The following is a 20,618-nucleotide window of genomic DNA, read 5'->3' on the forward strand; positions in this document are numbered from 1 at the left end:
GCTTGCCCCGGATCGTGGCGCAAAACGCCCGGCGCAGACTTGCAAGCATGTGCTGAGTTCCGGTCGATGCTCGGCAATTAACAACGATTAACTCGTCAGCCTGGCGCCCGCGCTGAACAATGCCGTCACTCGCACAGCGTTGTTTTTTGACCTGACGGGATGCGCCTTTCGTGCATTCCCCATCGACACGGACCTTGGCCATGGCTCAATTGCAACCCACCGTCGCCCTCGCCCCTGCCCGCCAACCGGATACACCTGCCATTGGCGGGCTCAGTCCGCAACGCGAACGGCTGGTCAAACAACTGATCCTCGAACGCCTCGGTGACAGCCTGGAAGTGGCCGAACTGGCCCGCGCCTGCTCACTGTCACGCAGTCATTTTTCCCGCGCCTTCAAGTGCAGCACCGGGGTTTCGCCGCAGGACTGGATTCGTACCCAGCGCATCGCCCGCGCCAAGATGCTGATCCAGCACACCGACCTGAGCCTGACGCACATAAGCCTGGAATGCGGCTTCTGCGATCAAGCGCATTTCTGTCACATGTTTACCCGCAGCGAAGGCATCAATCCGTTCGCCTGGCGCTGCCAGATCATGCGCGAACCGCGGTCGCCGCGTTCGCAGCCCGGCATGTTCTGATCGAGACGCCCGTTGCACCGATGCGCAAACCTGAGGATCATGCCCAGACACCCGAACCAGAGAGCCCGCGCCTGCGCGCGCGATCGGTGGGTATCGTCCGTCGCAGCGCCGCAGGAGTGAGCTGTTGAGTCTTTCCCCGAATCAGGCCATCGGTTTTGGCCCCTATCGGATTCATCCCGGACAACGCCGCGTATTCGAAGGCGAGCAACCGCTGCGTCTGGGTCGGCGGGCAATGGACATTCTGCTGATGCTACTGGCGCGTGCCGGTGAAGTGGTGAGCAAGCAGGAACTGATGGCCGGGGTCTGGCCGGACAGTGTTGTCGAAGAAATCAATTTGCGCGTGCACATGGCGGCATTGCGCAAGGCGCTCGGTGACGGTCAGGCCGGCCAGCGTTACATCGTCACGGTGGCGCAGCGAGGCTACAGTTTTGTCGCGCCGCTCCTGCTGCATTCCATGGAGGAGCGTCCTTTGGACGATGCCGGCGGTCGCCACAATCTGCCCTTGCGGCGCACGCGCATGATCGGCCGCCAGCCACTGGTCGACAGCCTGATGAGCGACCTGCCGCGCCGACGCTGCATCACCCTGGTCGGCCCTGGCGGAATCGGCAAGACCACCGTCGCGCTGCGGGTCGCCGAGCAGTTGATCGGCTTTTACCGCGACGGTATTCGCCTGGTGGATCTGGCGCCGCTCAACGACCCCGCGCTGATCGGCTCGCACCTCGCCACCCTGCTTGATCTGGTGCTGCCTGAGGGCGACTCGCTGGCAGCGTTGGTCGACGCGCTGCAACCACGGCAGATGCTGTTGCTGCTCGACAACTGTGAGCACCTGATCGATGCCGTCGCGACCCTCAGCGAAAGCATTCTGCGCGGCGCGCCCAAAGTGCACATTCTTGCCACCAGCCGCGAAAGCCTGCGGGCCGAGGGTGAATGCGTCCAGCGCCTGGACGCGCTCGCCTACCCGTCGATGAGTACGATGCTGAGTCGCGAACAGGTACTCGAATTTTCGGCACTGCAACTGTTTATAGAGCGAGCCACGGCCGCCCAGGAAAGCTTCGAACTGAGCGATAGCCAACTGCCGCAAGTGATCGAGATCTGCCACCGACTGGACGGGATGCCACTGGCGCTGGAACTGGCGGCCGCGCAGGTTACCGAGCTTGGCCTCGACGGTCTGCTCGGGCAGTTGCAGGGTCGCCTGCCACCGTTGAACAAAGGCCGGCAAAGCAGTCATGAACGGCACCTGACGCTACGCGCCACGCTGGACTGGAGTTTCAATCTGCTGGAGCGCTGCGAGCAGACCTGCCTGCGTCGTCTGGCGGTGTTTCGCGGCGGCTTTACTCTGGAATCGGCAGCGGCCGTGATCGTCGGCGAGCAGATCGATCCCAGTGGGGTGTTCGTCTCGATCACTCAATTGGTCGCCAAATCCTTGCTCAGCGTCGAGGTCGGCGATGAACAGGTGTTCTACCGCTTGCTCGACACCACCCGCCGTTATGCGCTGGAAAAACTCGAGCAGGCCGCCGAATTCGATGACACCCGCGAGCGCCATGCCGAGCGCTGCCTGGCGCTGATGCAGCAAGCGAAAAGCGAATGGGAGCATACCCCGACGGCGCTGTGGATCGAACGCTACGCCCGCGGGCTCGAAGATTTGCGCGCGGCGCTGGAGTGGAGCCTGCACGGGGCCGGCTCCGGGGGGTTGGGAATTCGTCTGGCGGCAGCCTCGGCGCCGTTGTGGCAAGAACTCTCGCTGCTCAAGGAATACGGCGGCCATGTGCGTCGGGCGCTGAGCCTGTTCGATGAACGCGACGAGCCTTGCCCGCGTCTGAAGATCACTTTGAAACTGGCGCTGGGCAGTGCCTGTTACCACACCTGGGGCGGCACCACCGAAACCATCGACGCCTTTGCCCAGGCACAACAACTGGCGCAGGCGAACAACGACGTTGCCGGCCAATTGCGTGCGGTATCCGGGTACATGGCGGTCAATCTCAGTTGCGGGCATTACCGCCTGGCGCTGGCCCAGAGCGAGCAGTTCGACCGCCTCGGCCTGCACGGCGATCCACTGCTGTCACTGAGCACCCACCGTTTGCGCGTACTGGCGCTGCATTATGCCGGCGACCAGTCGCAGGCGCGCACTCATGCCGAGCAGGTCCTGCAGCGCATGGCGCACAGTGGCAACGTCAACCGCTTCACCCACGGCTTTGGCGTGCAATACGACCAGAGCGTGGCCTCGTTGACGGTGCTGGCGCGCATCTTGTGGATGCAGGGCCTGCCCGAGCAGGCGTGGCGTGCCGCGCGACAGGCGCTGGACATCGCCGTGCAGATCGATCACGGCACTTCGATCTGTTACACCCTGGCCTTGGCCAGTTGCCCGATCGCTCATTACAACGGCGATCAACAAAACGCCCGCATGCTGCTGCGTCTGCTATTGGAGCAATCGCAAAAACATTCGGTGCTGCTGTTCAATCATTGGGGGCGGCATTACGCGCAGGTCATTCATGCAGACGCCACCGAACTGCCGCCGACGGAGCGCGGCGGGTTGATCGGTGAAATCATGGTCACGCTGGATCCGCGTTTCGTCGACGATGCATTGCTGCAGCGTGCATTGAGTGGCGAGGCGGGATGGAGCACGGCAGAGATCTTGCGCGCTCAGGCGCTGGCGTTGCTATCGCAGAATTCTGGATGCGCCTCAGATCCCTGTGGGAGCTGGCTTGCCAGCGATGGCGTCCTGTCAGACAGCGCCAATATCAAGCAAGCCGAACACCTCCTGCAACAAGCCCTGACCACCGCCCGCACCCACGGCGCCCTCGCCTGGGAGCTGCGCAGCGCCACATCATTGGCGCAACTCTGGCATCGCCAGTCGCGCGGTCATCACGCACTGAATCTGCTGCGTCCTGTCGTTGAGCAGTTCAGCGAGGGTTTTGCGACCCCGGATTTGAGCAGAGCACGCTTGCTGATCAATGCCCTAAGTGAAGACGTACACGCCTGAATGAGTGCGTCGTTGATTGACGTAGCGCGCATGCCGACGCTCAAGCTCGACCCCTTCCCCGCTGCGTTCAAGCTGCTCGCGCGCATAACGTCGAGTGGTGTTGAGCATGCGGTATCGGCAAGCGCTGCCGCTCCCCTCCTGCGTCAGCAGCGATTTTTGCACCAGGCTTGTGATGATTGCGGCGAGGCGCGACGAGGCCAGTGGCGTGCAACTGACCACTGCCAGCGCCGCCTCCAATGTGAAAGGCATTTTGAACACCGACAAACGCTGCAATACGCGCTGCTCCGGCTCACTCAAGCGCTGATAGCTGCTGTCCAGCGCGGCCCGCATCGACTGATGGCGCGGCACGGCGGTGCGCCGCCCCTGACTGAGCACTTGCAGACCATCGGACACGTGCGCGTGCAAGCCGATAAGACCCAGCACATCGATCTGCGCCGCCGCCAGTTCGATGGCCAGCGGCAAGCCGTCGAGTTGTCGGCAAATTTCGCGCAGCGGCTGAACATCCTGAGCGCGCAGCTGGAAATCATGCTGGCGCGCCCGTGCGCGACTGACGAACAACTGCACCGCCGGGCAGCCCATGGCCTCGGCGACATCGTCGACCGCCACAGGCTTTGGCAGGCTCAAGGGTGGCAGTTGCTTGAGGACTTCACCGCTGACCTGCAAGGGCTCACGGCTGGTAACCAGAATGGACACACGTGGCGCCACGCCTGACAGGGTTTCGACCAGTGCCTTGCAGGCCGCGTGCTGATGCTCGGCGTTGTCGAGCACCAGCAAGGCATGACGTTCGCACAACCCGGCCAGATCGCTGCCGAGCCGGTGCAGACAATGCTCCAGCAATGAGCTGTTGCCGCTGATCTGCGCAAGATCGACATGCCAGACGCCGTGGCGAAAATACTGCACCAACAGCTCCGCTACCCGCAGGGCCACGGTGGATTTGCCCACGCCGGTCGGGCCGGTGATGGTCAGCAGCCGACACGCTGGCAGGTGTCGCATCAGACTGCCCACCAGCGCATCGCGGCCGATCACCGGGGTCAACCGCGCGGGCAAGTTGTGCGGTGGTGGCGCATTGGCAAGTGTTTGCGGCGCTGCACTGTCGCGATGCACCGGGGCGATGAAACTGTAGCCGCATTGCGGCACGTTAATGATGTAACGCTGACCGTTGCCACCGTCTCCCAGTGCGCGTCGCAGTGCCGCGATGTGCACCCGCAGGTTGATCTCCTCGACCACCGACGTCGGCCACACCTGGGCGATCAATTGCTCCTTGGTGACCACCCGACCGGCGCGCTCGACCAATACTTGCAAAATATCCAGCGCCCGACTGCCCACGCGCACTGGCTGATCCCCGTTCAGGATCAGTCGTTGTCGCACATGAAAGGCGTAAGGGCCAAAACGCAGCACTGACGCCGGGTTGAAATCATCGAGGCTGTTCATGCCAACCATCTTGGCAGCGTTCGATGACGCGACAACGGCGACACGGGGCGCAATACGGACATACCGAGGCGCCAGACGGACATACCGAGGCGCCAGACGGACAGAAACGCTCTAGCTGAACTGTTCGCGATACTGCGCCGGGGTCAGGCCGAGCTTTTCGGCGAACAGTGAGCGCATGTGCCGGACGCTGCCAAAGCCGCTTTTGTACGCCACGGTCTTCAGCGGCAACTCGCTGGTTTCCAAAAGATTTCGCGCACAGTCGACGCGGGCGCTTTGCAGAAACTCCATCGGTGTCATGTTGATTTCCCGGGCGAACACCCGGGCGAAATGCCGCGCACTCATATTGGCAATAGCCGCCATGCGCTCGACCGTGAATGCTTCGTCAAGGTGCTCGAGCACGTAGCTCTGCGCGCGGGTGATCGGGGTTTCCTGCGGCGCCACGGCCGCCATCAACGGGCTGAACTGTGCCTGCCCGCCCTGCCGCTTCATCACCACCAGCAGGACCTTGGCGACATCCTGGGCAAGCTTCTTGCCGTGATCGCGGGCCACCACAGCCAATGCCATATCAATACCAGCGGTCACACCGCCAGAGGTGATCAGGTTGCGATCTTCGATATAGATCTGATCGGTGGCGACGTCGGCCTTGGGAAACGCCCGGATCAGCCGCTCGGTGTAATTCCAGTGAGTGGTCACCTGATAGCCGTCAAGCAGACCGGCATGTCCCAGTACAAAAGCGCCAGTGCAGATCGAACCGTAATGCTCGGCCCGTTGCACGGCGCCTTTGAGCCAGGCGAACAAGGCAGGAAATTGCTGGTTGTAGGCGCCGGGGCCGCCGGGCACAAGCAACAGATCATAGCGCTCGGTATCTTCGTCGATTGTCCGATCAGCCTGGACCATCACACCGTTGGACGCTCGCAGCGCGCCGGGCTCGGTTCCCAGGGTGACCAACTGATAGTGCGCGTCGGGCTTGAGGTAGCGGTTGGCAACCGCAAACACTTCCAGCGGCCCGGCCATATCAAGCAGGAGAAAGTCGGGAAACAGCACCATTGCCACGGTTTTCATGGGAGCACGTCGCTTCAATCGGGGAACATGAGACAGGCCGGACATTATGACCAGGCAAGACGTCTCAAGCGCGAAAAATTGTGTGAGCGGCCTCGCACAACTGTCAACCTCACCGAGACAGTCTTTCAGTTTTCACCTACTTATTGGATTTCATGGTTAACAGTAACCTTCTCCTCACTCGGACGAATACACGTCCCGCCAGGAGATCTTAATCATGCTGACTCTTCGCAAAGCCTCCGATCGTGGCCTCGCCAATCATGGCTGGTTGAAGTCGTTTCACACCTTTTCCTTCGCCAGCTATCGCAACCCTCGCGAACAGGGTTTCTCGGACCTGCTGGTGATCAATGACGACCGCGTTGCCGCCGGCAAAGGTTTCGGCCAGCACCCGCACCGCGACATGGAGATCTTTTCCTACGTGCTGGAAGGTGCGCTGGAACACAAGGACACGCTGGGCACCGGCTCGGTCATCCGCCCCGGCGACGTGCAATTGATGAGCGCCGGCAGCGGCGTGGCGCACAGCGAGTTCAACCATTCGGCCACCAAGCCTGTGCATTTTCTGCAGATCTGGATCGTGCCGGAAGTCAGCGGTGCCAAACCGCGCTACCAGCAGGAGCATTTCAGCGCGCAAAGAAAACGCGGTCGCCTGCAATTGATCATCTCGCCAGACGGCAAGGACGGCTCGCTGAAAGTTCGCCAGGACGCGCGCGTGTTCGCCGGGCTGTTCGACGGCGAAGAAAGCGCCACGCTGAAACTGCCGGCCGACCGTTACGCGTATGTGCATGTGGCACGCGGCAGTGTCGAACTCAATGGCCAGCCATTGCAGGAAGGCGATGGCGTGCGGGTTCGCGAAGAACAGTTGCTGACCTTGAGCAACGGTGTCGATGCCGAGGTGCTGGTGTTTGACTTGCGGCCGCAGGAGTTGCCGCAGATGCCATGACGCAGTGTTTCTACACTTATGAGAACGGCCTTCCAATGAAGGCCGTTTTTTATTCGGGTGATTTGCTCCACGGCAGCATCGGCGGTATGGGCACGGTAAACTCCTTGCCCGCCTGAATCGCCGCCAACGTCGTCTGGACCGCTGCATAAGTGTTGGCCTGATTGGCATAACAGGCACCGACGACGATGGCGACGAGCCCCACCAACTGAACGGCGGCCGCGGCCCAGACATTGGCTTTCGTCGTGCTCGCCTGCCTGATGGCTTCTTTCGATTCCTGTGCAATGTTCTGGATCGCTGAGGACATCAATTCGAAGCGTTTGTCCCGCTCCGACTGCGCCCTGTCTCGCTCCGACTGCGCCCTGTCCATCTCCGACCGAATACGGGAGTCTGCCTTGTCCCGCTCGGCCTGAGCCGCCAGAAATGCATCGATACGCATCGATACGCCCTCCATCCGCGCATCCATCCTTGCTTCTATGGTCTCGATCCTGGCATCGAACTCTTCGCGGCTTATGCTGCTCATGGTGTGCGTATTCCGGCTGTCGTTGAATGGATCACTGTCTGAACATTGCCTCATTTCCCTGGCTTTCAATTCGTCACCTGTGGTGGTTACCGAGACCTTCCGTGGTCGATCGTTTCAGTGCGAGCCCTGCGACTCTCACCGGACTGTGGAAACGATAAAGCCGTTACCCAATACCAACAAGCCGGCCGATTCGGCCACGTTTGTAGGCTTTTTCGTCAGCCGACGTAGCCTCATCCAAGCAGCCTTGAGCTCACTCATTTTCCTGCGCAAACGCTTCGACAATCTGCTCGATTACCGCTCTCACCCGCGCCGTGTGGCGCAAATCCGCATGGGTCACCAGCCACACGTCGTACGGCAGCGGACGCGTGCGTTGCGGCCACAATCTGATCAGGCCATCGCGTTCACCCATGTAAACCGGAATTTCTCCTACACCCAGACCGGCCGCGATCGAGCGGCGCACCAGCAGACTGGAGCTGAGACTGGCGACGATTCGCCCGCGATTCAACGGCTCGCAGACCAGCGTCAAATCTTTCTTGCTTTGCAGATAGGGTTGATAGACCACCAGATCATGACCTTCGAACGCCGTGTCTGGCTGCGGTGAGCCATTGGTGTCGATGTAGGCCTGCGAAGCGAACAGGCCCACCGGCCAGCGGGCGATGCGTCGGGCAATCAGATCTGGATTGTCCGGCCGGGTGTTGCGCACGGCGATATCGGCTTCGCGTTTGGCCAGACTGAGAATCTGCGTGGACGCCTCCAGTTGCACGCGCACGTCCGGATGCCGGGCATGCAAGCGCGCCATGGCCGGGATCAGGAAATCAATGGCCAGCGAATCGGTGGTGCTGACCCGCACGGTGCCGGTCAGGCGATCGTCCAGACCTTCGATTTGCCGCTGCAGATCCAGCGCGGACTGCTCCATTTTCTCCACACTCCTGAGCGCCGCTTCGCCGACTGCAGTCAATGCGTAACCGTCGGAAGTGCGCAGGAATAAAGTCGCACTCAGGGTCTTTTCCAACGCGGTAATACGCCGCCCGACGGTGGCCTGATCCACGCCCAGCACCCGCGCCGCGCCCCGCAGCGTCGACTCCCGGCAAACCGCCAGAAACATTCGCGCATCATCCCAATTCATGTTTTCCCCTTGATGCAAAAATGCATCAGCGCGTCGCTTAATCGCTGCGTTATCGCAGCAACGATAGCGGATATGCTCAGCGCTATAAACCTTTCACGAGATCGCTGTCATGCGTACTTCTACCTCATCCGGCATCTGGATGCCGATCTTCGCCGGCCTCTGTGCCAGCCTGGTCAGCATTGGCTTGGCGCGCTTCGCTTACACCCCGTTGATCCCTTCGCTGATTGAAGCCCGCTGGTTCAGCGCCAATGATGTGGTCTACCTCGGCGCAGCCAATCTGGTCGGCTACTTGATCGGTGCCCTGCTAGGTCGGCCGACAGCGCGCCAACTCGGCAATAAAAATGCCCTGCGGTTAATGATGCTGGGAGTGACGGCGGCGTTTTTTGCCTGTGCATTTCCGTTGTCGGTGAGCTGGTTCTTCGGCTGGCGGCTGCTGTCGGGCATTGCCGGGGGCGCAATCATGGTGCTGGTGGCTGCAACCGTTCTGCCGCATGTGCCGGCAGCACGCAAAGGATTGGCCAGTGGTGCGATCTTCCTCGGCATCGGCCTCGGTATCGCTGCCTCCGGGACGTTGGTGCCGCCGCTGTTGAGTCTCGGATTGCAGGCCACCTGGCTGGGCCTTGGCATTCTGGCGCTGGTGCTGACGGCCCTGAGCTGGTTCGGCTGGCCGGACGACTTTGCGCATCCGCCAGTGACACATGAAGCGACGGGCGTACAGTCAACACCGCGCGCGGTGTATCTGTTGTTCGCTCAGTACGCGTTCATGGCCGCGGGCCTGGTGCCGGCGATGGTGTTTCTGGTGGATTACGTTGCACGTGGCCTTGGTGCCGGCGCGCATACCGGTGCGCTGATCTGGGTGATGTACGGTCTGGGCGCGATTGTCGGGCCGGTGAGTTATGGTTTTCTCGCCGATCACCTTGGCGCACGCTCTGGCATCCGCTGGGTGCTGGTGGTGCAAGCGATTGCTCTCGGCCTGCTCGCAGTATCTCACTCGTTTCTGGCACTGGCGTTGTTGGCGGTGATTCTCGGTTCCTTCCCGCCCGGCATCGTGCCGCTGGCCCTGGCGCGGGTACATGAGCTGGTGCCGGAGCATCATGGTCAGCAGATCGCCTGGAGTCGCGCCACGGTGTCATTCGCCACGTTTCAAGCCTTGGCCGGGTTTGCCTATTCGGCGCTGTTCAATGCCAGTGGCGGTCATCACGCGTTGTTGTTCGTGATTGCCGCTGGCGCGATCGTTGTAGCGCTGCTGCTGGAACATGCCGTGAAGTGGCTGCCCGTCGCGGCTCAACCACACCGTTGCACAAATTGAGGGGAATCATTGCCTACCCGGCAAGCTCCCATTACAGAACGCACGCCTACAGGAGTCGACATGTCGCTGCCCAATGAAATGACCCGTATCGAAATCACTGAGCCCGGCGGGCCCGAAGTCTTGCAGCCCAAGCGCGTGCCGCTGCCGGTCGCTGCCGCCGGCGAAGTGCTGATTCGCGTGCATGCCGCCGGCATCAATCGCCCGGACGCCTTGCAGCGTGCTGGCAAGTACCCTATGAAGCCCGGCATGAACCCGATTCCAGGACTGGAAGTCGCCGGCGAAGTCGTCGCGCTTGGTGAGGGTGTGAAGCAGTTCGCCATGGGTGACCGCGTCTGCGCGTTGACCAATGGCGGCGGCTATGCCGAATATTGTGCGGTTCCAGCCGGCCAGACTCTGCCGATCCCCGCCGGCCTCGACTGGGTGCATGCTGCGGCCATTCCGGAAACGTTCTTCACCGTTTGGGCCAACTTGTTCGGTCTCGGCGGCGCGAGTCGCGGCCAGCGTGTGCTGATTCACGGTGGCACCAGCGGCATTGGCACTACCGCGCTGATGCTGTGCCGTGAATTCGCCATTGAAGCCTTTGCCACGGCCGGCAGCGCCGACAAATGCGCAGCGATCCGTGAGCTGGGTGGCGAGGCGATCAATTATCGCGATGCAGATTTCGCTGAAGTGATCGCCGAGAAGACCGACAATCACGGGGTCAACGTAATTCTCGACATCATGGGCGGCTCGTACTTCAACAGTAATGTCAGCGCACTGGCAATGGACGGCCGACTGGTCATGCTCGGCTTCCTCGGCGGCGCGCGGGCCAATGACGTCGACTTGCTGGCCATTCTCGGCAAACGCGCGGTGGTCACCGGCTCGCTGCTGCGCGCTCGCACCTCAGCGGAAAAAGCCGAAATCGCTGCGCAACTGCATGAACACGTCTGGCCGGCGCTGGCTGCCGGGCGCTGCCTGCCCATGATTGATAAGGTCTACCCACTGACCGACGCGGCGAAGGCCCACGCCCATATGGAGGCAGGTGACCATATCGGTAAGATCGTGCTGCAGGTGACTTGAGGCATCGCAGCATTTTGTAATCAATACAGCCGGACAGCGGTCGAAAAAATTACGCGCAGACCGAGGCATCTGGTAAAAGGCGTTCTTTGTCTGCGCTCAGGTGAAACGTTTAATGTTCCGGTCCTTCATGACGCGTCTGCGCCGTCGCCGCCTGGCGTTCGCCTGCATGGCCGCGTTGATCATCGGCGTGCCGACCAGTTGTGCCGTGCTCGAACACACCGAGCGCACCCTGCTGTTTCGCATCGAACCGGGCAACGCTGGCTGGTATCGCGGCTTGCCCGGCAGCGTGCAGGAGCTCGATCTGCAGCCGAAAAGCTTCAAGGCCGGGCAAAACATCCATGCCTGGTGGTGGCCGGCGGAAAAAGCCGATGCGCCAGCGATTCTTTACCTGCACGGGGTTCGCTGGAACCTCACCGGTCAGTTGTTCCGCATCGAGCAACTGCGCGCAGCGGGTTATTCGGTGCTGGCTATCGATTACCGCGGCTTCGGTCAGAGCAAAGGTGATCTACCGTCGGAAAGCAGTGTTTATGAAGACGCTCGCGTTGCGTGGGAGCGCTTCCAACTGCTGCAACCGGACCCGAACAAGCGCCTGATCTATGGTCACTCTCTCGGCGGCGCGGTAGCGATTGACCTGGCCGCTGAACTCGGACAGCGCGCTGCTCGCAGCCACTCCCCCTTACCCGTGCGCGGTCTGGTCATTGAGTCGACCTTCACGTCGCTGGCCGACGTGGCTGCCGCCGTCGCCAATACCTCGCTACCCGTGCGCTGGCTGTTGTCACAGAAATTCGATTCCATCGACAAGATAGCCGACATTCACATGCCACTGCTGGTGGTGCATGGCCAGGCGGACGCCTTCGTACCGCCGCGCTTCAGCGAGCAATTGTTCAATGCCGCTGAGCAGCCCAAGCGCCTGCTGCTGGTGCCCGGAGCGACGCACAACAACAGCATGGCCCTCGGCGGCCAGGGTTATCGCAAGGCACTGGATGCATTGATGCAGACCAAACCGTCGCCGCAGGTGGCCGGGCCGGCAGTGGCCAAGGGCTCTCGCGACTCCTGAGCTGTCCGGTCAACCTACGCCCACCGGCATCAGCGCCGTGCCAGTTCGTGGCGTACGCACTGTTCGTAATAAGTCTGCTTGACCGCCGCGGGGTTCAACTTCGAACTGCTGTTATAGGTTTGCTCGGTAATGCCCATCGCGGTCATGCGCATCCAGGGCTGCTGGAACCGCCGAACCTGCAATTGTTTGCGTGCCCCGTACAACGAGACTCCAGACAGTTTTGACCGCTGCGCGCCGGCAGCAATGTCCGAGCCCCATGTGCAGGCAAAGCGGTGGCCCTTGCTCAGCTCTTTTGCCTGTACGCCCGAGGCGATCAAAGCCAGGGAAAGCGTCGCAACGGTGATAACAATCGTCCGCATTTAGCCGACCTAACCTTTTGAAAAAAGGCGATTTTGCCGGGGCAGATCAAGTCCGGGGGCCAGCAATTTGCCTTCCTGCGAAGACTAATCCTTGAACCGAATACATCCCAAGCTCTGCCGCTCGTCCAGAACCTCGCACCTTTGGCGGGCTGGCTCATCCAAATCAGTACATCCCGTCGCGCAGAAGGCTCATGCAATGAACAGGACAATCGCCGCCTTATCGTTCGCCAGTCTGTTTCTGATCGGCCCGCTTCATGCATCGGCAGCGGAAACGACAGCGGGCGCCGCCACCCCCGCCACCGCGCTGCCCGGTGTCAATCATGCAGAAAGCTCCCGCGACCATGATGAGAAGGCGAACAAGAAAGGCGAAGAGTCGTCAGGTGCCAACGCGGGCGCGGAGCCTCATGAGACGCAGAAGGATGCCGCCACGTCCAGCGACTCCAAAGACCTGGAGAAAAAGCCCACGCAGTAATTTCCAATGGACAACTCACAGACCATCCGGTCTGTGCTCTGGCTCCATAAATGAAAAGGCCAATGTCATCGACATTGGCCTTTTCATTTCAGTCCCGAAGAAACCGGTCCGTCATTGCTTGGTGCATTGAGCGCCCAGTCCCATGCCCATGGAGCCCAGCGCAACCATCGGGCCGCTCGGAAGTTCGCACTTGTATTCGCCGCCATCGGTTTGAGCGGTGTAGTAGGTTGTATTGAAGTCGTTGCGGATGTTTGAAACCTTGATAACGGGTTTGCCAATGGTGGTCTGCGCTCGATCCTTCAGATCACTTTCGCCCGGTTTGACGGTCTGGCACCCAGAGACCGCGAGCGCGAATGTTGCGAGTAAAACGAGAACCGGGACAGTCCTTGATGAGTTCATTGCAGATCGACCTTTTTGATTTTTATACCAGAAAATTTTGACAGCAACCTGTCAGGCGATAGGACTTTAAAGTCGAGCCGGGACTGGGGCAATTAGGTCGGATGTGCTAATAGCTGAAAGCTAGCGTCGCTCCCGATGAGGTTTTGCGACTGCTTTGGAGTGGCGCATATCTTTGCGCGACCTCCATCATTAACTTAGAAAAAATGAATTAGCCACCTGATCCCTCGGTCAAGAATTATGAACGCAGTAAATCTGACGAGGTGACAGTAATGACTATCCAGGCAGAGACACTCGCAAAACTGACTGAAGCGCTTCAAGAGCGAGGCATGAATAGAGTTTCAGACATCCATTTCACCCGCGCACCTTACCGATACAACCATCGCTGGATCTGTATCGTGGAGTGAACGTGCCGACCGCCCGCGCCTGGATCGAAGTATCCAGCGCGGGCGCCCCGGCGTTCGAAACAAACGCAGGGTGGCGAGTTCGTGTCTGTTTCTGACTCATCCATAGGTCGACGGCAACAAAAAACCCGGCACGCTGGCCGGGTCTTGTGAACGGTAAAGGTTCATGGCGCCTGTTTCGCGCCGCCGTTATCCCGACCTGTCTGGGCATCCTGGTCAGAACCAGGATTTCCGGGTGGCGGATTCCAGTCCTCTGGTCGCTCGTCGGCACCCTGCTTTGGCTCAGAGATAGCCTGTTCCAGGCCAGAATCATGGCCCTCGCCAGAGTCCGGCGTTTGCTCGCCTGGTCCCGGATACGGAGCTTCAGGACCGTTGTTGTCGTCAATCATCATTTTCTCCCGTCATTGGCGCAGGGCCTGCGCTTACTACTGAGAGACGATTCCACGCCAGAGAGTGCGATTCGCTCGACGAGCGGGAATTACCCTCGCGCGCTCGTTAGTCAAATTCAGCTGTACTCACGTGGAAAAAAGCGCGTTCGATGGCGGGCTTTTTGTTTTAGGCGCACTAAGCGGCAACTACTATTTTCTCATTCGCTTCCAGGCGTCTCTTCTTCACGGCTTTCACGATGGGCTTTTCGACCAATATGTGAAGCGACACCGAAACCGCGAGAAGCAGTGCAAAGTAAGTCCAAAAATGGAGCTCATATCCCGTAGCAGATGATGGATAAAACCTGGATAGCAAAAGATACACTGGCATCTGCATGATATAAAGCGCGTAGCTGGCATCGCCAAGCAGCGTAGATAATTTCCCTTTCATGAACCGAGGAATGGCATGATTGCAAACTGCACAACTATAAATAAAAAACAAAAAAACCACCGCATAGAAGCTTGACCCATATGCAAACTTCTCTCCAAAAAAATCATTGATCACTCTTCCAGTTTTTGACAGTGCGTAGATAACAACAATTGACAGAATAAATAAAACGACATTCTTTGCCTGCGCATAAGCACCACCAGCTTTTAGCCTTGAATACGCGTAACCTCCGGAAAACCCAAGCACGAAGCTGCAAAAATGCGCGGGTGGAAAATAATAAACAATATCTACCGCGCGTGATGGGTTGAGTGTTGCAAACTCAGACTGGTTAATCGATGACAACACAAGCTGTGTCGCCAGCCAAAAAACGCAGGAAACAGCAATCCACACTACTGGCGAGCCCACCCCTTTTCTTGCCAGAACGATTAAAGCGGGCGCAAGCAAATAGAAAGCCATCTCAACGGACACAGACCAAGCTGGCATATTAAGCGACAATGGATATGGACTAACCCATGATTGCAGCATCAAAACAGATAAAATCAACTCAGTATCTTTTCCCACTAGACCTATCAGGGCTAGCGTTAAAACCAACGCTATAAGATAGACCGGCAAAATTCTGGCGAGTCGATCCACATAGAAACCGCCAACAGAAAACTCTTTCTTGATGGAAGATAATGCAATAACAAATCCAGACAGAACAAAAAAGAACGTTACTGCAATTGAACCAGCAGCAAGAACGGAAGGAAGCAGTTTGTAAAACTGGGTATCTCTTCCATAGTGAAATATCACGACAGATGCCGCAGCGATAAACCTAAAGAACGTTAAAGATTCAAGCCTGTTGCTATCCTTCATTCCCTGCGCATCCAATGTGTCCTTCGGCGCAGCGAATATACCAGAGGCTGCGCCAATGAACATGGCTACCTCATAGCATTGAGACCAAAGCGAGCACCTTCTGCCGTCACGCGCAGCATCTCATGGCAACTCGAAGCCGGGCTCACGCGGGTCGGCCTTGACCATTCCAAGGAGGAAAACAGCATGCCCTCCGCAAAAGTCCCCGCCCATGAAAAAGCCGAACTGGCTAGAGTTCGGCTAAGTCATTGAAATATATGGTCGGGACGGAGTGATTCGAACACTCGACCCCTAGCACCCCATGCTAGTGCGCTACCGGACTGCGCTACGCCCCGACTGATGTTGCATCTCGTTCTTCACCTCGAAGAACGTTCAAGAATATAGCGCAAGCGTTTGAAAACTGGAAGTATTCAAACGCTGCTTTTTATTTCTTGAGTACTACCAGCACGTCTTCGAGCTCGGCAATCATCTGCCGGATCATCTGCTTGTACTGGGTGGTGTCGTCTTTGGCTTCATCGCCGGACAGGCGCAGGCGTGCGCCGCCGATGGTGAAACCCTGATCGTAGAGGAGCGCGCGGATCTGCCGGATCATCAGCACGTCCTGGCGCTGATAATACCGGCGGTTTCCGCGGCGTTTGACGGGGTTGAGCTGAGGAAACTCCTGCTCCCAGTAGCGCAGCACGTGTGGCTTTACGGCACACAGCTCGCTGACTTCACCAATGGTGAAGTAGCGTTTGCCCGGGATGACGGGTAGTTCGTCGTTATGACTTGGTTCCAGCATAAGCCTCAACTCGGGCCTTCAACTTCTGCCCTGGACGAAAGGTGACCACACGGCGAGCCGTGATCGGGATTTCTTCCCCCGTTTTCGGGTTGCGGCCAGGCCGCTGGCGTTTGTCCCGAAGGTCGAAATTGCCGAAACCGGACAATTTGACCTGCTCGTTGTCTTCAAGAGCGTGCCTGATTTCCTCGAAAAACAGTTCTACCAATTCCTTGGCTTCCCGCTTGTTCAGGCCCAGCTCTTCATACAGACGTTCCGCCATCTCAGCTTTCGTCAAAGCCCCCATACGTCACTTCCTTAACGTGGCGTTCAACCTTTGTTCGAGCGAGGTGAGGATATTTTGCGTCGTCGAATTCACCTCATCGTCATTAAGAGTGCGCGATGGATGCTGCCAGGTCAAGCCAACGGCGAGGCTTTTTCTATCAGGATCAATGCCTTTACCCTGATACACGTCAAACAGCCTGAGATCAGTGAGCCATTCGCCTGCATTTTCACGAATTACGTCCAGTACAGCCGAGGCTGCGACGTCTTTATGCGCGATCAGTGCAAGGTCACGACGCACTTCAGGAAAGCGCGACAACTCGTGGAATTTCGGCATTTTACCGAGTGCCACTTCAGCCAGAACCAGCTCGAAAACGAAGACCGGACGATCCAGGCCCAGGGCTTTCGACAGTTCTGGGTGAATTGCACCGATGAAACCGACCTCACGGCCTTCGCGTTCGATGCGCGCAGTTTGGCCCGGGTGCAGCGCCGGGTGTTTGCCCGGAGCAAAAGTGAACGAATCCAGCGCACCGGCGAAGCCCAGCACCGCTTCCACGTCAGCCTTGACGTCGAAGAAGTCCACGGTATCGCGACCTTGTGCCCAGCCTTCCGGCAGGCGGCTGCCGCACACCACACCCGACAACATTGGCTCTTGCTTCAGGCCGTCGAGCTGGCCGACGAAACGCAGACCGCTTTCGAACAGACGCACGCGATCCTGCTGACGATTGAGGTTGTGTTGCAGCGCTCTGACCAGACCCGGCCACAGCGACGAACGCATGGCCGCCATGTCATTGGAAATCGGATTGGCCAGCAACAGTGGCTCGACACCCGGATTGAACAGTTCGAACTGGCGTGGATCGATGAAGCTGTAAGTGATCGCTTCCTGGTAACCACGAGCAACCAGCAGACGACGCAGCTCCGGCAGATCGCTACGCGCTTCTGCCTTTGCTTGCGGTGCCAGACGTGCTTGCGGGTAACGAACCGGCAGACGGTTGTAGCCGTAGAGGCGGGCCAACTCTTCGATCAGATCGACTTCCAGGCTGATGTCGAAGCGATGGCTTGGCACTTCAACACGCCACTGCCCTGCACCATCGGCGGTAATCTTCAGACCCAACCCGCTGAGCAGGCTTTCGACCTGAGCCGAATCCATTTCCATGCCCAGCATTTGCGTGATGCGCTGGGAACGCAGGGTGATCGGCGCGATCGACGGCAGGTGCTGCTCGCTGACGGTCTCGATGATCGGGCCGGCTTCGCCACCGGTGATGTCCAGCAGCAGGCCAGTGGCGCGCTCCATGGCTTCACGGGCCAGTTGCCAGTCAACGCCACGCTCGTAGCGGTGCGAGGCGTCGGTGTGCAGGCCATACGAACGGGCTTTGCCGGCTACAGCGATCTGGTCGAAGAACGCACTTTCCAGGAAAACGTCGCGCGTAGTCGAGGACACACCGCTGTGCTCACCGCCCATGACACCGGCAATAGCCAGCGCACGGCCATGGTCAGCGATCACCAGCGTATCGCTACGCAGACTGACTTCCTGACCGTCGAGCAGCACGAGCTTCTCGCCCTCTTCCGCCATGCGCACGCGAATACCGCCATTGATTTCGGCGAGATCGAACGCGTGCAGCGGCTGACCCAGTTCGAGCATCACATAGTTGGTGATGTCGACGGCAGCGTCGATGCTGCGCACATCGGCGCGACGCAGACGTTCAACCATCCACAGCGGCGTCGGCTTCGACAAATCAACGTTACGGATCACACGACCCAGATAACGTGGGCATGCGGCGAGCGCCAGCACTTCGACCGAGCGGACTTCGTCATGTGTGGCTGGAACGGCGGCTACTACCGGACGCGTTACCGGCGCGGCGTACAGCGCGCCGACTTCACGGGCCAGACCGGCCAGCGACAGGCAGTCGCCACGGTTCGGGGTCAGGTCGACCTCGATGCTCGCGTCTTCCAGATCCAGATAAACCCGGAAATCTTCGCCGACCGGCGCATCGGCCGGCAGCTCCATCAGACCGTCGTTGCCTTCGCCAATCTGCAACTCGGCTTGCGAGCACAGCATGCCGTTGGACTCGACGCCGCGCAGCTTGGCTTTCTTGATCTTGAAATCACCCGGCAGCTCAGCGCCGATCATGGCGAACGGAATCTTCAGGCCCGGACGCACGTTCGGCGCACCGCACACGACCTGGAAGGTTTCCGCGCCATTGCTGACCTGGCACACGCGCAATTTGTCGGCGTCAGGGTGCTGCTCGGTGCTCAGCACCTCACCTACCACCACACCGCTGAATACACCGGCGGCCGGGGTCACGCTGTCGACCTCCAGACCGGCCATCGACAGACGGGCAACCAGCTCGTCGCGATCTACCTGCGGGCTAACCCAGCCACGCAGCCATTGTTCACTGAATTTCATCCTGCTCTCCTAAGAATTCGTTACGACTAGCGAAATTGCGCGAGGAACCGCAAGTCGTTGTCGAAGAACAGACGCAAGTCGTTCACGCCGTAACGGAGCATGGCCAGACGCTCGACGCCCATGCCGAAAGCAAAGCCGGAGAACTCTTCCGGATCGATGCCGGACATGCGCAGCACGTTCGGGTGAACCATGCCGCAGCCCATCACTTCCAGCCAGCCAGTCTGCTTGCAGACGCGGCAGCCTTTACCGCTGCACATCACGCATTCCATGTCGACTTCAGCGGATGGCTCGGTGAACGGGAAGTACGAAGGACGGAAACGCACGGCCAGCTCTTTCTCGAAGAACACCCGCAGGAATTCTTCGATGGTGCCTTTGAGATCGGCAAAATTGATATCGCGATCAACCAGCAGGCCTTCGACCTGGTGGAACATCGGCGAGTGGGTGATATCGGAGTCGCTGCGATACACACGGCCCGGGCAGACGATGCGAATCGGCGGCTGCTTCGATTCCATTGTGCGGACCTGTACTGGCGAGGTATGGGTGCGCAGCAGCATGTTGGCATTGAAATAGAAGGTGTCATGCATCGACCGGGCCGGGTGGTGGCCTGGGATGTTGAGCGCTTCGAAGTTGTGATAGTCGTCTTCGACCTCGGGGCCTTCGGCGATGCCGTAGCCAATACGGGTGAAGAACTGCTCGACACGCTCCAGCGTGCGGGTCACCGGATGCAGACCACCGGAGGTCTGGCCACGGCCCGGCAACGTCACGTCGATGGACTCGGCGGACAGTTTGGCAGCCAGTTCGGCTTCTTCAAACAGAGCCATGCGTGCATTGAGAACGCCTGTAACACGCTCCTTGGCAACGTTGATCAGGGCGCCGACCTGCGGACGCTCTTCTGCCGGAAGATTGCCCAGGGTCTTCATCACCTGAGTCAATTCACCCTTTTTGCCAAGGTATTGAACCCGGATTTGCTCCAGGGCATTGATATCTTCAGCGCTTTGCACAGCCTCTAGTGCTTGAGCGACCAGCGCATCCAGGTTTTCCATGTACAGACTCCAGATACAAAATAGGGGAAGAGCTTGAAGGCTCTTCCCCTATTTATGACGTTTAACACCTGACCCCACAAAGATGAGGCCGGGTGACTGTCGGGGGTACTTAAGCCAAGGTGGCTTTAGCTTTCTCGACAATCGCAGCAAACGCCGCTTTTTCGTTCACTGCCAGATCAGCCAGAACCTTACGGTCGATCTCAATGGACGCTTTTTTCAGGCCAGCGATGAAACGGCTGTAGGACAGACCGTTAACACGAGCACCAGCATTGATACGAGCGATCCACAGAGCGCGGAACTGACGTTTTTTCTGACGACGGTCACGGTAGGCGTACTGGCCTGCCTTGATTACCGCTTGCTTGGCAACACGGAATACGCGGGAGCGTGCGCCGTAGTAGCCTTTAGCAAGTTTCAGAATTTTTTTGTGACGCTTACGGGCAATGACGCCACGCTTTACACGAGCCATGAGTTACTTCCTCTATTCTTGACTAAATTAACGAAGGCGCAGCATGCGCTCGACTTTTGCCACGTCAGACGGATGCAGCAAGCTGCTACCGCGCAGTTGACGCTTACGCTTGGTCGACATTTTAGTCAGGATGTGGCTCTTGAAAGCGTGCTTGTGCTTGATGCCGTTAGCAGTTTTCAGAAACCGCTTGGCAGCACCACTTTTGGTTTTCATTTTTGGCATGTTCGGATACTCCGCATTCAGTTGATAAACATAAT

20 protein-coding genes and 1 tRNA gene are annotated in these 20,618 nt (G+C 59.1%); 7 read left to right on the top strand and 14 right to left on the bottom strand.

Features of this window, described 5'->3' with window-relative positions:
- Positions 1-200 precede the first annotated feature (200 nt).
- A complete protein-coding gene (locus BLU24_RS18895) occupies positions 201-632 on the top strand; it encodes a helix-turn-helix domain-containing protein (protein ID WP_093102740.1) in 432 nt (143 codons plus the stop codon).
- A gap of 124 nt (positions 633-756) precedes the next feature.
- Complete coding sequence (locus BLU24_RS18900) at positions 757-3,612, top strand: ATP-binding protein (protein WP_093102743.1); 2,856 nt, start codon at positions 757-759, stop codon at positions 3,610-3,612.
- Here BLU24_RS18900 and BLU24_RS18905 read toward each other — a convergent pair.
- On the bottom strand, positions 3,589-5,043 hold the full coding sequence (locus tag BLU24_RS18905) for an ATP-binding protein (protein ID WP_093102746.1): 1,455 nt from the start codon (positions 5,041-5,043) through the stop codon (positions 3,589-3,591). The genes BLU24_RS18900 and BLU24_RS18905 overlap by 24 nt on opposite strands.
- Positions 5,044-5,154: 111 nt before the next feature.
- Positions 5,155-6,105, bottom strand: coding sequence for a GlxA family transcriptional regulator (locus BLU24_RS18910; RefSeq protein WP_093102749.1), 951 nt, complete (start codon positions 6,103-6,105; stop codon positions 5,155-5,157).
- A gap of 214 nt (positions 6,106-6,319) precedes the next feature.
- Here BLU24_RS18910 and BLU24_RS18915 point away from each other — a divergent pair, with 214 nt between their 5' ends.
- Positions 6,320-7,042, top strand: coding sequence for a pirin family protein (locus BLU24_RS18915; protein WP_090282693.1), 723 nt, complete (start codon positions 6,320-6,322; stop codon positions 7,040-7,042).
- A gap of 49 nt (positions 7,043-7,091) precedes the next feature.
- Here BLU24_RS18915 and BLU24_RS18920 read toward each other — a convergent pair whose 3' ends face one another.
- A complete protein-coding gene (locus BLU24_RS18920; protein WP_090282692.1) occupies positions 7,092-7,562 on the bottom strand; it encodes a hypothetical protein in 471 nt (156 codons plus the stop codon).
- 250 nt (positions 7,563-7,812) lie between these two features.
- Positions 7,813-8,688, bottom strand: a complete 876-nt coding sequence (locus tag BLU24_RS18925) for a LysR family transcriptional regulator (RefSeq protein WP_093102752.1) — start codon at positions 8,686-8,688, stop codon at positions 7,813-7,815.
- 109 nt (positions 8,689-8,797) lie between these two features.
- Here BLU24_RS18925 and BLU24_RS18930 point away from each other — a divergent pair, with 109 nt between their 5' ends.
- The 3 genes from BLU24_RS18930 to BLU24_RS18940 all read left to right on the top strand — a co-directional run bounded on the left by BLU24_RS18930 (position 8,798) and on the right by BLU24_RS18940 (position 12,113).
- Complete coding sequence (locus BLU24_RS18930; RefSeq protein ID WP_093102754.1) at positions 8,798-9,997, top strand: YbfB/YjiJ family MFS transporter; 1,200 nt, start codon at positions 8,798-8,800, stop codon at positions 9,995-9,997.
- Positions 9,998-10,057: 60 nt separating this feature from the next.
- A complete protein-coding gene (locus BLU24_RS18935; protein WP_093102757.1) occupies positions 10,058-11,056 on the top strand; it encodes an NAD(P)H-quinone oxidoreductase in 999 nt (332 codons plus the stop codon).
- Positions 11,057-11,168: 112 nt separating this feature from the next.
- Positions 11,169-12,113 carry an alpha/beta hydrolase gene (locus BLU24_RS18940; protein WP_093102760.1) on the top strand — a complete coding sequence of 315 codons (945 nt, stop codon included), beginning with the start codon at positions 11,169-11,171 and terminating at the stop codon, positions 12,111-12,113.
- A 29-nt stretch (positions 12,114-12,142) separates the two neighbouring features.
- Here BLU24_RS18940 and BLU24_RS18945 read toward each other — a convergent pair whose 3' ends face one another.
- Positions 12,143-12,472: a hypothetical protein gene (locus tag BLU24_RS18945; RefSeq protein WP_090282687.1), complete on the bottom strand. Its 330-nt coding sequence runs from the start codon at positions 12,470-12,472 to the stop codon at positions 12,143-12,145.
- Positions 12,473-12,668: 196 nt separating this feature from the next.
- Between BLU24_RS18945 and BLU24_RS18950 the strand changes: the two genes are divergently transcribed.
- The gene (locus tag BLU24_RS18950; RefSeq protein ID WP_093102763.1) at positions 12,669-12,944 is read left to right on the top strand and encodes a hypothetical protein; all 276 of its coding nucleotides are present in this window, start codon (positions 12,669-12,671) and stop codon (positions 12,942-12,944) included.
- A 111-nt stretch (positions 12,945-13,055) separates the two neighbouring features.
- Here BLU24_RS18950 and BLU24_RS18955 read toward each other — a convergent pair whose 3' ends face one another.
- The 9 genes from BLU24_RS18955 to rpmI form a co-directional block, all read right to left on the bottom strand.
- Positions 13,056-13,343, bottom strand: a complete 288-nt coding sequence (locus BLU24_RS18955; RefSeq protein WP_090282685.1) for a hypothetical protein — start codon at positions 13,341-13,343, stop codon at positions 13,056-13,058.
- Positions 13,344-14,308: 965 nt separating this feature from the next.
- A complete protein-coding gene (locus BLU24_RS18965; RefSeq protein ID WP_093102769.1) occupies positions 14,309-15,472 on the bottom strand; it encodes an acyltransferase family protein in 1,164 nt (387 codons plus the stop codon).
- Positions 15,473-15,664: 192 nt separating this feature from the next.
- Positions 15,665-15,741, bottom strand: a tRNA-Pro gene (locus tag BLU24_RS18970).
- 89 nt (positions 15,742-15,830) lie between these two features.
- On the bottom strand, positions 15,831-16,187 hold the full coding sequence (locus BLU24_RS18975) for a MerR family transcriptional regulator (protein ID WP_003179985.1): 357 nt from the start codon (positions 16,185-16,187) through the stop codon (positions 15,831-15,833).
- A complete protein-coding gene (gene ihfA / locus BLU24_RS18980; protein ID WP_002553164.1) occupies positions 16,168-16,470 on the bottom strand; it encodes an integration host factor subunit alpha in 303 nt (100 codons plus the stop codon). The genes BLU24_RS18975 and ihfA overlap by 20 nt, the downstream gene beginning before the upstream one ends.
- Positions 16,471-16,473: 3 nt before the next feature.
- Positions 16,474-18,852, bottom strand: a complete 2,379-nt coding sequence (gene pheT, locus BLU24_RS18985) for a phenylalanine--tRNA ligase subunit beta (protein ID WP_093102772.1) — start codon at positions 18,850-18,852, stop codon at positions 16,474-16,476.
- Between the two features lie 26 nt (positions 18,853-18,878).
- Complete coding sequence (gene pheS, locus BLU24_RS18990; protein WP_090282682.1) at positions 18,879-19,895, bottom strand: phenylalanine--tRNA ligase subunit alpha; 1,017 nt, start codon at positions 19,893-19,895, stop codon at positions 18,879-18,881.
- 109 nt (positions 19,896-20,004) lie between these two features.
- The gene (gene rplT, locus BLU24_RS18995; protein WP_002553161.1) at positions 20,005-20,361 is read right to left on the bottom strand and encodes a 50S ribosomal protein L20; all 357 of its coding nucleotides are present in this window, start codon (positions 20,359-20,361) and stop codon (positions 20,005-20,007) included.
- Positions 20,362-20,388: 27 nt separating this feature from the next.
- Positions 20,389-20,583 (bottom strand): 50S ribosomal protein L35, encoded by a 195-nt coding sequence (rpmI, locus tag BLU24_RS19000; protein ID WP_002553160.1) that lies wholly within the window; start codon positions 20,581-20,583, stop codon positions 20,389-20,391.
- Positions 20,584-20,618: the final 35 nt, after the last annotated feature.

It is taken from the genome of Pseudomonas sp. Z003-0.4C(8344-21), assembly GCF_900104975.1.
In the GTDB taxonomy this organism is placed as follows: domain Bacteria; phylum Pseudomonadota; class Gammaproteobacteria; order Pseudomonadales; family Pseudomonadaceae; genus Aquipseudomonas; species Aquipseudomonas granadensis.

Coding starts and splice junctions, on each gene's coding strand:
- BLU24_RS18895 (WP_093102740.1), top strand. CDS start 201: ATGGCTCAATTGCAACCCACCGTCGCCCTCGCCCCTGCCCGCCAACCG.
- BLU24_RS18905 (WP_093102746.1), bottom strand. CDS start 5,043: ATGAACAGCCTCGATGATTTCAACCCGGCGTCAGTGCTGCGTTTTGGC.
- BLU24_RS18910 (WP_093102749.1), bottom strand. CDS start 6,105: ATGAAAACCGTGGCAATGGTGCTGTTTCCCGACTTTCTCCTGCTTGAT.
- BLU24_RS18915 (WP_090282693.1), top strand. CDS start 6,320: ATGCTGACTCTTCGCAAAGCCTCCGATCGTGGCCTCGCCAATCATGGC.
- BLU24_RS18920 (WP_090282692.1), bottom strand. CDS start 7,562: ATGAGCAGCATAAGCCGCGAAGAGTTCGATGCCAGGATCGAGACCATA.
- BLU24_RS18925 (WP_093102752.1), bottom strand. CDS start 8,688: ATGAATTGGGATGATGCGCGAATGTTTCTGGCGGTTTGCCGGGAGTCG.
- BLU24_RS18930 (WP_093102754.1), top strand. CDS start 8,798: ATGCGTACTTCTACCTCATCCGGCATCTGGATGCCGATCTTCGCCGGC.
- BLU24_RS18935 (WP_093102757.1), top strand. CDS start 10,058: ATGTCGCTGCCCAATGAAATGACCCGTATCGAAATCACTGAGCCCGGC.
- BLU24_RS18940 (WP_093102760.1), top strand. CDS start 11,169: ATGTTCCGGTCCTTCATGACGCGTCTGCGCCGTCGCCGCCTGGCGTTC.
- BLU24_RS18945 (WP_090282687.1), bottom strand. CDS start 12,472: ATGCGGACGATTGTTATCACCGTTGCGACGCTTTCCCTGGCTTTGATC.
- BLU24_RS18950 (WP_093102763.1), top strand. CDS start 12,669: ATGAACAGGACAATCGCCGCCTTATCGTTCGCCAGTCTGTTTCTGATC.
- BLU24_RS18955 (WP_090282685.1), bottom strand. CDS start 13,343: ATGAACTCATCAAGGACTGTCCCGGTTCTCGTTTTACTCGCAACATTC.
- BLU24_RS18965 (WP_093102769.1), bottom strand. CDS start 15,472: ATGTTCATTGGCGCAGCCTCTGGTATATTCGCTGCGCCGAAGGACACA.
- BLU24_RS18975 (WP_003179985.1), bottom strand. CDS start 16,187: ATGCTGGAACCAAGTCATAACGACGAACTACCCGTCATCCCGGGCAAA.
- ihfA (WP_002553164.1), bottom strand. CDS start 16,470: ATGGGGGCTTTGACGAAAGCTGAGATGGCGGAACGTCTGTATGAAGAG.
- pheT (WP_093102772.1), bottom strand. CDS start 18,852: ATGAAATTCAGTGAACAATGGCTGCGTGGCTGGGTTAGCCCGCAGGTA.
- pheS (WP_090282682.1), bottom strand. CDS start 19,895: ATGGAAAACCTGGATGCGCTGGTCGCTCAAGCACTAGAGGCTGTGCAA.
- rplT (WP_002553161.1), bottom strand. CDS start 20,361: ATGGCTCGTGTAAAGCGTGGCGTCATTGCCCGTAAGCGTCACAAAAAA.
- rpmI (WP_002553160.1), bottom strand. CDS start 20,583: ATGCCAAAAATGAAAACCAAAAGTGGTGCTGCCAAGCGGTTTCTGAAA.